This is a genomic window from Arthrobacter sp. B1I2 (assembly GCF_030816485.1).
Classification (GTDB): Bacteria; Actinomycetota; Actinomycetes; order Actinomycetales; family Micrococcaceae; genus Arthrobacter.
The window spans coordinates 1,385,671-1,399,095 of sequence record NZ_JAUSYC010000001.1 but is presented as its reverse complement, the minus strand read 5'-3'; the positions used below and the strand labels follow the sequence as shown (position 1 = coordinate 1,399,095).

Genomic DNA, 13,425 nt, shown 5'->3' with positions numbered 1-13,425 from the left:
GGCGTGCTCAAGTTTACACCTGGCGGGGTAGATTGTGGCCCATGACTGCCAATCCCCCGCATGTGACCGAGTTCGATCCTGATTCCCCCGACGCCCAGCCGGAGGGGTCCGTGGAGGCGCTGATCGCCCGTGTCGAAGCCGAAGTCCGGGAGCTCCAGTTTCCCGGCTTCAGCCTGGATGACTCCCTGAACCTCGGCCTGCTCCTGGTGGAACTGGGCAAGGAGCGGTCCCTTCCCATCGCCATCGATATCACGAAGGGTGAGCAGGTGCTGTTCCATGTGGCGCTGCCGGGCGCTACCCCGGACAACGAACACTGGATCCGGGCCAAGCAGCGCACGGCCGCCCGGTACGAGGTGCCGTCCCTCCTGGTGGGACTGCGGGGCAGGCTGGGCGGTGGCCGGATTGAGGACAACGCCTGGTTTGACCAATCACGGTATGCGGCACACGGCGGCGCGTTTCCGGTCTATGTAGCCGGGGTGGGCGCGGTGGCAACGGTCACCGTCTCCGGGTTGCCGCAACTGCAGGACCATGACCTGGTGGTGGAGGCGCTGCGTGACATTCTTGGGCCGGCGCTGGCGGATTAGGAGCTGAAGGGACCGGCACAGCCATGCGCCCATGGAAGGCTGCTTAGCTTTTATTAGTAATCATGCTTACTATATTGTGACCCGGGTTTCGACGAGGACAGGGCATGGGAGTCACCATGGGCGGTCCCCCGTTCGAGCCCGTCACCAGCGCGGCAGACCAAGGAGCACCATGAGAGTCCCGGAAACCAGAGGTCCCGTCAGCAGCGCCCTGTTCGCGGTTCTTGCAGAGGCCCCGGACGCCCCCAAGGAGGACCTTGAGGAGCTGTACCGGCTGGTGGCGGGGCAGGTGGCTGAAACCGGCGACATCATTGGCGATGAAGACATCCAGCTGGCCCTTTTCTGCCTCTACGAGCTCCACTACTCCGGCTTGGACGGCGTCTCGGACAACTGGGAGTGGGAGCCGGGGTTGATCAGGGTCCGGCAGCTGATTGAAGGGCCGTTTGAGGCGGCTCTCCGCGCCGCGGCACAGCAGGCCGCCGGAGACTTCGAACTGCCCGCCGGTGCTGCCTTGACCAGCGACGAAGTAGCCGACGTCCTGTTCGGCCTCGCCGCCATGGACACGGGTCCCAGCGTCTCCCGCTACGTTGCCAGGAAGGCAAGCCTGGAGCAGCTCAAGGAGTTCCTGGTCCATAAATCCATGTACCAGCTGAAGGAAGCCGACCCCCACACGTGGGCCATCCCCCGCCTCAGCGGACGGCCGAAAGCGGCCCTGGTGGAAATCCAGGCAGACGAATACGGCGGCGGCCGGCCCGAGCGGATGCACAGCGCACTGTTCGCCCGGACCATGCGCGGCCTGGGCCTGGACCACAGCTACGGGGCCTATGTTGATGCCGTCCCCGCCGTCTCCCTCGCCTCGGTAAACCTCATGTCGCTCTGCGGCCTGAACCGGCGGCTCCGGGGTGCCATCACCGGCCACCTGGCAATCTACGAAATGACCTCCTCCCAGCCCAACCGGTTCTACGGCAACGGATTCCGCCGGCACGGTTTCGGCCCGGACGTCACCCACTACTTCGACGAGCACGTGGAGGCCGACGCCGTCCACGAGCAGATCGCAGGGCGTGACCTCGCCGGCGGCCTCGTCGAAGCCGAACCGGAACTCCTCGCGGACGTCCTGTTTGGCGCGACTGCCGTCATGGCCATCGACAACCGCCTGTCCGCCCACCTGCTGTCCTCATGGGAAGCCGGGAAATCATCACTGCGGGCGGCCGTGCCGGCGGCGGCATGACAGTCCCACCCCCTGCCGGGCAGGGGCCGCGCGCCTGGGTGGCACCCAATGCCGAGTACATCCTGCCCCTGCGCTGGACTGACGATTCCGGCCTGGCTGATCTTTCGGGCTACCTCCGGCACCTCGTGGACTGGATTCCCGTCACCGTGGTGGATGGCTCCGGCCCCGGCCTCTTCGAACACCACCGCGCCGCGTTTCCCGCAGCGGTGCGCCACATCCGGCCGGACCCCCACGCTTCCGTGGACCACCGGGAGGCTGGGTGCGCCGGCAACGGCAAGGTGGCAGGCGTCATGGCCGGCGTGCGCGCCTCCAGCGCTGAGTCCCTTGTGATTGCGGACGACGACGTCCGCTACACGCGCGAGGCCCTCGCCGCCGTCGTGCATCACCTGGAATCGGCGGACGTGGTGCGGCCGCAAAACTACTTTGCGCCCTGCCCGTGGCACGCCCGGTGGGACACGGCCAGGACGCTCCTGAACCGCGCCTGGTCCGCCGACTGGCCGGGCACGCTCGGAGTCCGCCGGAGCGCCCTCCTGGCCACCGGCGGCTATGAAGGCGTCCTGTTCGAAAACCTGGAGCTCGTCCGGACCATCAAAGCCGCCGGCGGAGGTGAACGGATTCTCCCGGACCTGTTCGTGGCCCGGCGGCCGCCCACGGCGCGGCACTTCCTGCGCCAACGTGTGCGGCAGGCGTACGACGACTTCGCCCAGCCGCGGCGGCTGGCCGCGGAGCTTGCCCTGCTCCCCGCAACCTGCGCCGCCGCCTTCCTTCCTGCCAGGATGCGGCGCGCGGTTCTGCCGGCCCTTGCCGGCGCGGCCGTCGCATGTGCGGAAATCGGACGACGGCGGCACAACGGGACCGCCGTCTTTCCCGCCTCGGCAGCCTGGTTGGCGCCGCTCTGGGCACTTGAGCGTGCCGTCTGCGCCTGGCTGGCCCTCGCTTTCCGGATGGGGGGCGGCATTCCCTATGCGGGCAGCAGGATCAGGACCGCGGCGCACTCCGAGGCGGAGCTCCGGCGGCGCCATTCCGGAAAGCTCCCCCAAAGCCCAAGCAAGCCGGCAACAACAGTGAATGCGGTGCAGACATGAACCCCGAACAGCATGGAACAGGAGCCCACGTGGACCAGGAATCCGCCGCAAGCTCCATTGTGGTCTGTCCGGACGGACCCCTGATCGTCAGGGGCGAGTTCGAAATCGTCACCCCGTCCGGGGACGCGGTGCCCCGGGAACGGAAGACCGTTGCCTTGTGCCGCTGCGGGGCGTCGGCCATCAAGCCGTATTGCGACGGCACGCACAAGATGATCAAGTTCCGCACCGAGCCTCCGGCCGGTTAGTCCAAAAAGCCGCTTCCAACCGGCCACGCCCTTGCCCTGACCAGCGCAGGTGTGAGGCTAGGCTGGAGGAAGTCCGTTTTCCGCCCGCAAGGAGTACTAGGAATGAACCTTTTCATCAAGCTGCTCGGGACCGGGGTGAGCCTCGGCGCAGGCCTGGCCGGCACCAAGCTGGTCAATACCATCTGGGAGAAGGCCACTGGGCAGAAAGCGCCCACCGGCAAGAACGAGGATGTCCCCACCAGCCTGCGTTCGGCCCTGACCTTCGCGCTGATCTCGGCGTCGGTCAGCGCCATCATCCAGGTCCTGGCCAACCGCGGCACCCAGCGCGCCATCACCCGCTTCGCCAAGACGCAGGACATCGTCTAACCTCCGGCGCTACCCGCCGCCGTCGGGGTTGTCCTTCCGGGCAGCCTCGGCGGCGGCTTTTTGCACTACCGCCTCAAGCTCATCCGCGGCCAGCAGCTCCCGGTGCAGGTGCTTGGTGCGGTAACCGGCCCGCCCCACCATGTGCGCGGACACGGGCACTGTGAGCAGCTGGAAGATCCACGCCACCACCAGTACCGGCCACACCCACCAGGTGCGCATCTGGAGCCCGATCGCTGCCAACAGGAGGAACAGCCCCAGAACCTGGGGCTTCGTGGCCGCATGCATCCGGCTCAGCAGGTCCGGGAACCGGAGCAGGCCAATGGCCGCGCCCAGGGACATGAGCGCCCCCACCACCATGAACACCGCGGAGACGGCATCGATCCAGGCGTCAGGGCCCGCGAAGTCAGGATTCATTGGGCTTCACCCTCCGGTCCGCCACGAACCGGGCCACCGTCACGGACCCGATGAAACCGATGATGGAAATGGCCACCACCAGCATCAGGTTGTTCAGGTGCCGGTTCACGGCCATATCGACGCACAGGGCGCCGGCCAGGATGGCGAGCAGCACGTCGGCCGCGAGCACCCGGTCCAGCAGTGACGGGCCCCTGGCAATCCTGATGATGGCGCCGGCGGCAGCCAGCGAGAAAATGACGGCTGTAACAGCCAGGACAACGTGCATCACGTGGTGGCCTCCATTCGGACGGCTTCGAGTTCCTCCGGGCTGCCCATGATGCGGATCAGCCCGGCCTCGATGGACCGTACCTCGTTCCGCAGGCCCTCCACGTCCTGCCTGGAGGTGATGTTGAGCGCGTGCAGGTACAAGGTGGACGTGGAGCGGTCCACCTCAACCACCAGGGACCCCGGGATCAGGGAGATCACGTGCCCGGTGGCGGTGACGATCAGGTCCTGGTGGCTGCGGAGCCTCACCGCGACGACGGCGTTGGTCACCTTGGGGCCGCGGACCGTGGCCAGGTACAGGACCTGTGCGCTGGCCACCACCACTTTGGCCACGAAGACAAGTGCAAAGGGCACGGCGTAGAGGATGTTGAAGCGGCCGCTGAGCTCCACGGGCGGAAGGTAAAAGAGCCGTGCCACGCCCACTGCCAGCAGGACACCGAACAGCAGGTTTCCGGGACTGAAATCCTGCCAGAGGGCGCCCCAGACAATGACCAGCCAGACCAGGAGCGGGAGCTCCTGGCGCAGGGAAATGCGTTTGCGGCTCATCGTCCTCCTCCCACGGGTGGTGCGGCCGGGACGGGGAAACCACTGCCCAGGACCGCCTGGATGTACGGCGTCCGGTCCAGCATGTCCTGCGCGGCACGGTCCGAAAGACCGAACAGCGGCCCGGCAAAGACGGTGAGGGCAACACCGAGCACCACCAGGCCCAGCGTTGGGCCCACCATGGTGCGCGGCAGGAGCGTCACGGTATTGAGCTTGGCCCCGGGCCCGGCCACCCTCGCCGCAGGGGTTGCGAGGAGCACCGGATCCGGATGTTCGGCGTCCGTGGGGCGGCGCCAGAACGCACGGTTCCATACCCTGGCAATGGCCAGCAGCGTCAAGAGGCTGGTCACCACCCCGCCGATCACCAGCGCGTAGGCCAGCGGCGTGCCCAGCTGGACGCCGGCCTGGAGCAGCCCCACCTTGCCCAGGAACCCGGAGAACGGCGGGATGCCGGCGAGGTTCATGCCCGGGATGAAGAACAGCAGGGCCAGCACGGGTGAGAGCTTGGCCAGGCCGCCCAGGCGGTCCACGGACGAGCTGCCGCCGCGGCGTTCAATGAGGCCGGTCACCAGGAAGAGGCTGGTCTGGATGGTGATGTGGTGTGCCACGTAGAAGACCGCGGCCGCCAGCCCTGCGGCGGAGGACATGGCCAGTCCGAAGACCATGTAGCCGATGTGGCTTACCAGCGTAAATGAGAGCAGACGCTTGATGTCGCTTTGGGCCAGCGCACCAAGGATGCCCACCACCATGGTCAGCAGCGCCACCACCATCAGCGGCGTGTTCAGGGTGTCGCCGGGGAACAGCAGCGTCTCGGTCCGGACCATCGCGTATACGCCCACCTTGGTGAGCAGCCCTGCGAACACTGCAGTGACGGGTGCCGGCGCCGTGGGATAGGAGTCGGGAAGCCAGAAGGACAGGGGAAAGACTGCCGCCTTGATTCCGAACGCCACCAGGAGCATCACGTGCAGCAGGGTCTTGGTGCCCTGGTCCAGTTCGCCGAGCTTGATGGCCAGGTCCGCCATGTTGACCGTTCCGGTGGCCCCGTACACCATGGCGATGGCGATCAGGAACAGCACCGAGGACACCACGGACACCACCACGTAGGTGACGCCGGCCCGGATCCGCGGCCCCGTTCCGCCCAGGGTCATCAGCACGTAGCTGGCCGTCAGCAGGATCTCGAAGCCCACGTAGAGGTTGAAGAGGTCACCGGAGAGGAACGCGTTGGACACCCCGGCCACCAGGATCAGGTAGGTGGGGTGGAAGATGGAGACCGGGGCGTCCTGGTCGCCGTCGGCCATGCCCTGGCCCGTGGCGTAGACCAGCACGGCCAGGCTCACTGCGGAGGAAACCACCAGCATCAGGGAGGAGAACTGGTCCACCACCATGACGATGCCCCATGGCGGCAGCCAGCCGCCGATCGTCACCGCGGCAGTCCCGCTGTTCCACGCGGATGCGAGCAGGAGGCATTCCAGCGCCAGGGTCAGCGACAGCAGGCTGATGCTCACCGCACGCTGGGCCCGGGAGTGCCGGATCAGCAGGAAGGTCAGGGCAGCGCCCAGGATGGGAAGTACGACGGCGAGCGGGGCAAAGCTTGCGATGTTCACTTTCCGCCTCCTTCCGGGCTGGGGTCAACGTTGAGGGAGCCGGGCGTTTCCTCCGCGGCAGCATGATGGGCAGGCATTTCGCGCCCGCCGGCCACGATTGCCACGGGCTCGTCCGTGTCCTGTTCCGCTTCCTGGCCTGTCTCCTGGTCCGCGGCCCTGCGGGAAGCCGGCCGGTTTGACACGTCCCGGCCGTCGGAGCCAAGCATGGTCAGCGGAAACTCTGATGTTTCCGCGGGGACTTCGGCGTCGTCCTCCGCGTCGAAGCTGGGGGTTGCCGCCACGCGGCGGTCTTCCAGGTCGTCCTGGATGTCGTCCTGGCGTGCCAGTACCCAGGTGCGGTAGATGATGCCCAGCATGAACGCCGTGACAGCGAAGGAAATCACGATCGAGGTCAGGATCAGCGCTTGGGGCAGCGGATCGTTGTACTCCTGGGCCGGGATGTCCTTGGCAAACAGCGGAGCCAGGCCGGCATATCCCCCGGTGGCCAGGATCAACAGGTTGGTGGCGTTGGCCAGCAGCATCAGCCCCAGCAGCACCCGGGTCAGGCTGCGTTCCAGGATCAGGTAGATGCCGCAGGCGTACAGGGCGCCCATGACGATCAGCAGGGTCAGGTTGACGCTCATGCGTGGCCCTTTGCGGTGGTTTCGGCAGGGACGGCGCCCGGCTCCAGCACCGGCTCCATGTCGCGTTCGGCTTCCGGTTCCGGCTGCTGGGGACGGTCCTCGTCCGGCTCGTCCTGCTGGGTGCTGGCCGCCGACCGCTCCTCCATGTGCTCATCAATTTCGGCCCCGAGGCTGCGCAGCACGTCGAGCACCAGGCCCACCACCACGATGTAGACGCCGATATCAAAGAGGGTGGAGGTAACGAACTTGATGTCCCCGAATACGGGCAGCCAGATCTGGATGATGGCGGACTGGAACACCTGGCCGCCCAGCAGCAGGGGCACAGCGCCGGACATGGCAGCCAGGGCCAGGCCCGTGCCCAGCAGTGCGCCGGCACTGAGCGGTGCGGCCTCCCGCAGTTCGAAGCGCCCGCCTGCCAGGTAACGGATGGTCAAAGCCAGCCCGGCGGTGAGGCCGCCGGCGAAACCGCCGCCCGGCAGGTTGTGGCCGGCCAGGAGCAGGTAGAGCGAGAAGATGATCATGGAGTGGAAGATCAGCCGGGTGACCACTTCGAAGATGATGGAGCGGCGTTCGGGGGCCAGCGTGCGGCCCGCCACGATCCAGGGATCACGGGCTGAGGCGGCAAACTTCCGGCTGATGGCCAGTGCCGCGCCGTCGCGGGAGCCGGGGTCCACGCCGTGGTACCGCCCGACCGTACCTTCGGCCACGGACGCGGACCTCTGCAGGCGGTCGCCGCGGCCACGGACGAAGATCAGGCTCGCCACGCCGGTGGCGGCCAGGGCCAGGACGCTGATCTCACCGAACGTGTCCCACGCACGGATGTCCACCAGGGTCACGTTGACAACGTTCAGGCCCCCGCCGCCCTCGTAGGCAAGCTGTGGAAACTGCAGTGACACGGGGAGGGCAGTCCGGGCACCCATGGCGAAAATCGCGGCGAAGACCATGGTCACGCCGAACCCCAGCCCGATGATGACGCGCAGCACCCGGTATTTGCCGCGGGTGCGGTCCCGCAGCTCGGGCGGCAGGCTGCGCATGGCCAGGACGAACGCCACCAGGATGATGGTTTCCACGAGCATCTGGGTCAGGGCCAGGTCCGGAGCGCCCTGCAGGGCGAACACCAGCGCGATGCCGTATCCGGTGACGGACACCATCAGCACGGCGAGGAAGCGCTTGTTGGCCTTGACGGCGGCCAGGGCGCCGATCACAATGCCCACTCCTGCCACGAGCTGCAGCGGGGAGTTCGGGTCCACGAGGTAGATGTCCGGCGGGAGGGCGTTGCCGCCCAAGAGGATGGCCACGAGCGGCAGGACGAACGCCACGCTGAGGATCACCGCAAGGTAGAAATACAGGGAGCCGCGCTGGGTCCGGCCGGTGATCCAGACGGCCGTATCGTCCAGGGCCCCGATGGTCAGCTGGTAGGCGCGGTCGCCGTCCACCCAGCCCGGGACCAGGGACTGGACGCGGGCCACCGCGTTGCGGCCGAAGTACATGGCCGCGCCCAGCACAAAGGTGAGGGCCGTCAGCCCCAGCGCCGGGGTGAACCCGTGCCACAGCGCAAGGTGGCCCGCCTGCTCAGCCGGGGTGCCGGCGTCGGCCGCTGTGGACGCGAACAGCGCCGCGTACGGCTGGATCCAGGCGTCCACCGGCACCGGCCAGAGCCCGTAGGCGATGGTAAGGACGCTGAGGAGTGCAGGGGCGGCAAGGAAGGAAGGCCTGATCGCTTTGAACGGGGTGGGGTCCACGCCGGGCTTGGCCGCGAATGCACCCCACATGAAGCGGGCGCTGTAGGCGAAGGTGAGGACCGACCCCACCACCAGCCCAACCAGCACCACCATGCCCCATGGGCCGGAGTGCGGGTCTGCAGCGTGGTGCACGAACGCCTCCAGCACGGATTCCTTGGCCACGAACCCGGCCAGCAGCGGGACGCCTGCCATGGACGCGGCACCGATGCCGGCCACGATCCCAAGCGCACGGGCGGAGCGGAAGACACCGGACAGCTTCCGCACGTCGCGGGTCCCGGACTGGTGGTCGATGATGCCCACCACCAGGAAGAGCGTTGCCTTGAACAGGCCGTGGGCCAGCAGCATGGCAAGGCCCGCCAGCGCGGCGTCGGGCGTTCCCAGGCCCACCACCATGGTGAGGAAGCCCAGCTGGCTGACGGTGCCGTAGGCGAGGATCAGCTTGATGTCGGTCTGCCGCAGTGCCCGGTAGCCGCCCACCAGCATGGTGGCCAGGCCCAGCCCCAGGACCACGGGCTGCCAGAAAGCCGTCTCCGAAAATCCCGGTGCAAGCCGCGCAACCAGGTAGATGCCTGCCTTCACCATCGCCGCAGCATGCAGGTAGGCGCTGACGGGGGTGGGCGCGGCCATGGCACCCGGAAGCCAGAAGTGGAACGGGACCAGCGCGGACTTGGTGATGGCACCCACCAGGATGAGCACGACGGCGGCGCTCACCGTGGCGCCCGAGGGTCCGGAGACCAGCGCGGCCGCCTGCTCCAGGATGCTGGAGATGCGGTAGGTGCCCGCAGTGTGACCGAGCATGATCAGGCCCACCAGCATGGCCAGGCCGCCCGCCGTGGTGACCATCAGTGCCTGGAGGGCGGACCGGCGGGCGGCAAGCCTGGTCCGGGCGAAGCCGATCAGCAGGTAGGACAGGATGGTGGTCAGTTCCCAGAAAATGAACAGCAGCAGCAGGTCATCCGCCGTGACCAGGCCGAACATCGCACCGGCAAAGGCCAGCAGCTGGGCGCCGAACGCACCGAGGTCCTGGTCTTTCCTCTTGAAGTACCGCGCGCAGTAGACCAGCACCAGGGAGCCGACGCCGAGCACCAGCAGCGACATCACCCAGACCAGTGGGTCCATGCGGAAGGCGAATTCCAGATGGAGGCTGGGGATCCAGTCGAAGACCTCTGTGACTGCCCCGGATCCTGAATAGATTGGGCCGTGCTGGAACATCAGCCAGCCGAAGGAAACAGCCGGAACAGCAGCCAGCGCGTAAAAGGCGTTGCGGCCCCACAGCCTGAAGAGGAAGGGCGCGAGGACAGCCACCGAAAAATGCACGGCAAGGACTGTGATCACTGTATTCTCCGCAACGTCAGGAATTCGATTGTCAAAAGTTGGAGCAGGCGGCAAAAAGTTAGGTCCGGGAGGGTTCAGTTTATCAAGGCCCGTCGGGTGGGCTGCCCGTTCCCGTCCGCCGTTCCGGGCGGAATCCCCGGCAACAAGGGCCCACGGTCCCCGGGTGTTCGCCACCGGCGGATACGATGCATCGTATGAACAGCGCCAGTGCTCCGGGAGCAATGCAGCCTGCCTCGGAACTCGAAAGCGGACCCCGGTCATCCAGCAGAGGCCGCGTGCTGGCCTGGGCTTCCTGGGACTGGGGCTCGGCGGCCTTCAATGCGGTGATGACCACCTTCGTCTTCACCGTCTACCTGACGTCCAGCGTTTTCGGCGGCGAGGACAATGCCTCGGCTGTCCTGGGTGCCGCACTGGCCGTTGGAGGGTTCGCCATCGCGCTGCTGGCACCCGTCACCGGGCAGCGCTCGGACGCTGGCGGCCGGCGCAAATTGTGGCTGGGAGTGAACTCCGCCGCCGTCGCCATCCTCACGGGCCTGTGCTTCTTTGTGTTCCCGCGCCCGGAATTCCTGATCCTCGGAGTATCGCTGATCGCGCTGGGCAATGTGTTCTTTGAATTCGCCGGCGTTAATTACAACGCCATGCTGGCCCAGGTCTCCACGCCGCAAAACATTGGAAAGGTCAGCGGCTTCGGCTGGGCCGCAGGCTACCTTGGCGGCATCGTGGCGCTACTGGTCGTCCTGCAGTTGTTCGTCCAGCCGGCCTTTGACTGGTTCGGCGCCTCGACCCAGGACGGCCTCAACATCCGGCTGGTGGCCGTCTTCTCGGCACTGTGGTTCTTCGTCTTCGCCCTCCCCGTCCTGTTTGCCGTCCCTGAGCTGCCCCGCCCGGCCCAGGCAAGCCGCCTGGGATTCCTTGCCAGCTACGGGCTGCTGTTCCGGCGGATCAAGGCGATCTACGCCACCAGCCCGCACACCATCTACTTCCTGCTGGCCAGCGCCGTCTTCCGTGACGGCCTCGCCGCCGTTTTCACTTTTGGCGGCATCATCGCTGCCGGCACCTTCGGCTTTGCCCTGCCCCAGGTCATCTTCTTCGCCATCTTCGGGAACGTGGTGGCGGCCATCGGTGCCGTCATCGGCGGATTCCTCGACGACAAGGTGGGCCCGAAAGCCGTCATCACCGGCTCCCTGGCGGGGCTCCTGGTTGCCGGGACCGCGATCCTGGTCCTGGGCAACGGCAACTATTCCTTCTTCGGCATGCAATGGGCCGGCAGCACCACGTTCTGGGTGTTCGGGCTCTTCCTCTGCCTGTTCGTCGGACCCGCCCAGTCCTCGTCCCGCGCCTACCTGGCACGGCTTGCGCCGCACGGCGAGTCCGGCGAGCTCTTCGGCCTTTATGCCACCACCGGGCGGGCCGTCAGCTTCCTCGCGCCCGCGCTGTTCACGCTGTGCATCACCCTGGCAACCCCGTTCGTGCCGGCCGGGGAGGCGCAGCGGTGGGGGATCCTGGGCATCATGGTGGTCCTTTTGGCAGGGCTCCTGGTGCTGCTGCCCGTGAAGCCGCCGGAGAAAGCACCCATCGCGGTGGTCCCTGCCCACTGAAAATACCTTCGGGGTCCTGTTCCACGCCCCGGCAAGGTGTTGCCAGGCGGACTAGGCTGGAGTCATGAACGTGGACGAGACCAACCTTCCGGGACTGGGCCGCCGGAAGGATTTCATGACCGCCTCCGGACGCCGCATCGGCGTGGTGGAGCGGCGGGAAGGCCAGACGGAACTCATCGTTTCCACTTGGGACGATCCCGATACCTGCCAGGCTTCCATTCCGCTGACCAGCGACGAAGCAGCCACGCTGGGCAACCTCCTGGGCGGGACGCACCTGGCCATGAAGCTCGCGGAGGAGCACAAGGACGTCCCGGGCATAGTCACCCGCCAGTTCTCCATCGCGGCGGATTCCCCCTTCCAGAACCAGCCCATGGGCAAGGCGTGCATCCGCACCCGGTGCGGCGTATCGATTGTGGCCATCATGCGCGAGGGCGAGGTGCTGCCTTCGCCCGGGCCCGACGTCGTCCTGCACCCCGGTGACCTGCTGGTGGCGGTGGGCACCCAGGAAGGCCTGGATTCGGCGGCCGATATTCTGCGCCACGGCTAATCCCTATGGACCCGTTGGCCCTGACCCTCATTGAACTGGGGGCCGTTGTGTTCTGCCTGGGGCTGTTGGCCAGGCTGGCCGGACGGATCGGAATGTCACCCATCCCGCTCTACCTCTTGGGCGGGCTGGCTTTTGGTGCCGGCGGCATCGTCAAGCTTGAAGGTATGCACGAGTTCGCACACCTCTCCGGCGAGATCGGGGTCATCCTGCTCCTGCTTATGCTCGGACTGGAATATACGGCTTCGGAACTCTTCACCGGCCTGCGCCGCTCCTGGCAGGCCGGCGTCCTGGACCTTGTCCTGAATTTCCTGCCCGGCGCCGCGCTTGCCCTGTTCCTGGGCTGGGGCGGCGTGGGGGCAATGGTCATGGGCGGAGTCACGTACATTTCCTCGTCAGGGATTGCTGCCAAGGTCATTACTGACCTCGGGCGCCTTGGAAACCGCGAGACACCCGTGGTGCTCTCCATCCTGGTGTTCGAGGATCTCGCAATGGCCATCTACCTGCCCATCCTCACGGCCACCCTTGCGGGAGTGAGTTTCCTGGGCGGACTCACTACGGTGGGAATCGCCCTGGCCGTGGTGAGCATAGTGCTGATGGTGGCGCTGCGGCACGGGCACCATGTCTCCAAGGCCGTGCACAGCGAGAACTCTGAGGTCTTCCTGCTCAACGTCCTCGGGGCCGCCCTGCTGGTGGCGGGGGCCGCCTCAGCCATGCAGGTTTCAGCCGCGGTGGGGGCTTTCATGCTGGGCATTGCCATCTCGGGCGCCACCGCCCACAACGCCACCCGGATCCTCGAACCGCTTCGGGACCTGTTTGCCGCAATTTTCTTTGTGGCGTTCGGGCTCAACACCGACCCCTCATCCATTCCCCCGGTCCTTGGCTGGGCCCTGGTCCTGGCCGCGGCCACCACGGCCACCAAGATGGCCACCGGGATCTGGGCCGCCAAACGCGCCGGGATCGCCAGGCCTGGCCGGTTCCGTGCCGGCGCCGCACTCGTGGCCCGCGGCGAATTCTCCATAGTGATCGCCGGCCTGGCCGTTGCTTCAGGAGCAGTCACACATGAGCTCGCGGCGCTTGCCACGGCGTATGTGTTGCTGATGGCGGTGACCGGCCCGCTGGCGGCACGTTACGTGGAACCCCTGGCCAAGCCGTTCATTCGGAGGCCAGCGGTCGCCCCGCAGCTTTAGTCGGACCCGGGTGCGGGCGGACCAGGGTCTAGGCGGAGCGGGCCGCCGGGCTGGATGAAGCTG

General features: G+C 67.0%; 14 protein-coding genes. 8 read left to right on the top strand and 6 right to left on the bottom strand.

All coding sequences use genetic code 11. The annotated features are described in order from the left end of the window. Positions 1 to 41: 41 nt before the first annotated feature. From QFZ57_RS06480 to QFZ57_RS06460, 5 genes are all read left to right on the top strand, one after another. Positions 42 to 584 (top strand): heme-degrading domain-containing protein, encoded by a 543-nt coding sequence (locus tag QFZ57_RS06480; RefSeq protein ID WP_306629632.1) that lies wholly within the window; start codon positions 42 to 44, stop codon positions 582 to 584. A 169-nt stretch (positions 585 to 753) separates the two neighbouring features. Beyond that, positions 754 to 1,809, top strand: coding sequence for an iron-containing redox enzyme family protein (locus QFZ57_RS06475; RefSeq protein ID WP_306898899.1), 1,056 nt, complete (start codon positions 754 to 756; stop codon positions 1,807 to 1,809). Then, positions 1,806 to 2,894, top strand: coding sequence for a glycosyltransferase (locus QFZ57_RS06470; protein ID WP_306898898.1), 1,089 nt, complete (start codon positions 1,806 to 1,808; stop codon positions 2,892 to 2,894). The genes QFZ57_RS06475 and QFZ57_RS06470 overlap by 4 nt, the downstream gene beginning before the upstream one ends. A 29-nt stretch (positions 2,895 to 2,923) precedes the next feature. Beyond that, on the top strand, positions 2,924 to 3,139 hold the full coding sequence (locus tag QFZ57_RS06465) for a CDGSH iron-sulfur domain-containing protein (protein WP_306898896.1): 216 nt from the start codon (positions 2,924 to 2,926) through the stop codon (positions 3,137 to 3,139). 102 nt (positions 3,140 to 3,241) lie between these two features. Then, a complete protein-coding gene (locus QFZ57_RS06460; protein WP_306629628.1) occupies positions 3,242 to 3,505 on the top strand; it encodes a DUF4235 domain-containing protein in 264 nt (87 codons plus the stop codon). Positions 3,506 to 3,514: 9 nt separating this feature from the next. Here the strand turns inward: QFZ57_RS06460 and mnhG are convergent, their stop codons facing one another. From mnhG to QFZ57_RS06430, 6 genes are read right to left on the bottom strand one after another with little or no spacing between them, the layout of a single operon-like run. Next, on the bottom strand, positions 3,515 to 3,919 hold the full coding sequence (gene mnhG / locus QFZ57_RS06455; protein ID WP_306898893.1) for a monovalent cation/H(+) antiporter subunit G: 405 nt from the start codon (positions 3,917 to 3,919) through the stop codon (positions 3,515 to 3,517). Continuing rightward, entirely contained in the window at positions 3,909 to 4,184 is a 276-nt protein-coding gene (locus QFZ57_RS06450; protein WP_306901544.1) for a monovalent cation/H+ antiporter complex subunit F, read from the bottom strand. The genes mnhG and QFZ57_RS06450 overlap by 11 nt, the downstream gene beginning before the upstream one ends. Next, the gene (locus tag QFZ57_RS06445; protein WP_306629625.1) at positions 4,184 to 4,729 is read right to left on the bottom strand and encodes a Na+/H+ antiporter subunit E; all 546 of its coding nucleotides are present in this window, start codon (positions 4,727 to 4,729) and stop codon (positions 4,184 to 4,186) included. The genes QFZ57_RS06450 and QFZ57_RS06445 overlap by 1 nt, the downstream gene beginning before the upstream one ends. Then, the gene (locus QFZ57_RS06440) at positions 4,726 to 6,330 is read right to left on the bottom strand and encodes a Na+/H+ antiporter subunit D (RefSeq protein WP_306898892.1); all 1,605 of its coding nucleotides are present in this window, start codon (positions 6,328 to 6,330) and stop codon (positions 4,726 to 4,728) included. The genes QFZ57_RS06445 and QFZ57_RS06440 overlap by 4 nt, the downstream gene beginning before the upstream one ends. Continuing rightward, positions 6,327 to 6,953: a Na(+)/H(+) antiporter subunit C gene (locus tag QFZ57_RS06435; protein WP_306629623.1), complete on the bottom strand. Its 627-nt coding sequence runs from the start codon at positions 6,951 to 6,953 to the stop codon at positions 6,327 to 6,329. The genes QFZ57_RS06440 and QFZ57_RS06435 overlap by 4 nt, the downstream gene beginning before the upstream one ends. Continuing rightward, the gene (locus QFZ57_RS06430) at positions 6,950 to 10,030 is read right to left on the bottom strand and encodes a Na+/H+ antiporter subunit A (protein WP_306898889.1); all 3,081 of its coding nucleotides are present in this window, start codon (positions 10,028 to 10,030) and stop codon (positions 6,950 to 6,952) included. Before QFZ57_RS06430 ends, QFZ57_RS06435 begins: the two co-directional genes overlap by 4 nt. Before the next feature lie 194 nt (positions 10,031 to 10,224). Between QFZ57_RS06430 and QFZ57_RS06425 the strand changes: the two genes are divergently transcribed. The 3 genes from QFZ57_RS06425 to QFZ57_RS06415 all read left to right on the top strand — a co-directional run bounded on the left by QFZ57_RS06425 (position 10,225) and on the right by QFZ57_RS06415 (position 13,362). Further along, a complete protein-coding gene (locus tag QFZ57_RS06425; RefSeq protein WP_306898888.1) occupies positions 10,225 to 11,628 on the top strand; it encodes an MFS transporter in 1,404 nt (467 codons plus the stop codon). 64 nt (positions 11,629 to 11,692) lie between these two features. Beyond that, entirely contained in the window at positions 11,693 to 12,175 is a 483-nt protein-coding gene (locus QFZ57_RS06420) for a cation:proton antiporter regulatory subunit (protein ID WP_018769969.1), read from the top strand. A 5-nt stretch (positions 12,176 to 12,180) separates the two neighbouring features. Continuing rightward, on the top strand, positions 12,181 to 13,362 hold the full coding sequence (locus tag QFZ57_RS06415) for a cation:proton antiporter (RefSeq protein ID WP_306898885.1): 1,182 nt from the start codon (positions 12,181 to 12,183) through the stop codon (positions 13,360 to 13,362). Positions 13,363 to 13,425 lie beyond the last annotated feature (63 nt).

Excerpts from the sequence above, each read along its gene's own strand:
- QFZ57_RS06480 (WP_306629632.1), top strand. The coding sequence starts at position 42 with ATGACTGCCAATCCCCCGCATGTGACCGAGTTCGATCCTGATTCCCCC.
- QFZ57_RS06475 (WP_306898899.1), top strand. The coding sequence starts at position 754 with ATGAGAGTCCCGGAAACCAGAGGTCCCGTCAGCAGCGCCCTGTTCGCG.
- QFZ57_RS06470 (WP_306898898.1), top strand. The coding sequence starts at position 1,806 with ATGACAGTCCCACCCCCTGCCGGGCAGGGGCCGCGCGCCTGGGTGGCA.
- QFZ57_RS06460 (WP_306629628.1), top strand. The coding sequence starts at position 3,242 with ATGAACCTTTTCATCAAGCTGCTCGGGACCGGGGTGAGCCTCGGCGCA.
- mnhG (WP_306898893.1), bottom strand. The coding sequence starts at position 3,919 with ATGAATCCTGACTTCGCGGGCCCTGACGCCTGGATCGATGCCGTCTCC.
- QFZ57_RS06450 (WP_306901544.1), bottom strand. The coding sequence starts at position 4,184 with ATGCACGTTGTCCTGGCTGTTACAGCCGTCATTTTCTCGCTGGCTGCC.
- QFZ57_RS06445 (WP_306629625.1), bottom strand. The coding sequence starts at position 4,729 with ATGAGCCGCAAACGCATTTCCCTGCGCCAGGAGCTCCCGCTCCTGGTC.
- QFZ57_RS06435 (WP_306629623.1), bottom strand. The coding sequence starts at position 6,953 with ATGAGCGTCAACCTGACCCTGCTGATCGTCATGGGCGCCCTGTACGCC.
- QFZ57_RS06425 (WP_306898888.1), top strand. The coding sequence starts at position 10,225 with ATGAACAGCGCCAGTGCTCCGGGAGCAATGCAGCCTGCCTCGGAACTC.
- QFZ57_RS06420 (WP_018769969.1), top strand. The coding sequence starts at position 11,693 with ATGAACGTGGACGAGACCAACCTTCCGGGACTGGGCCGCCGGAAGGAT.
- QFZ57_RS06415 (WP_306898885.1), top strand. The coding sequence starts at position 12,181 with ATGGACCCGTTGGCCCTGACCCTCATTGAACTGGGGGCCGTTGTGTTC.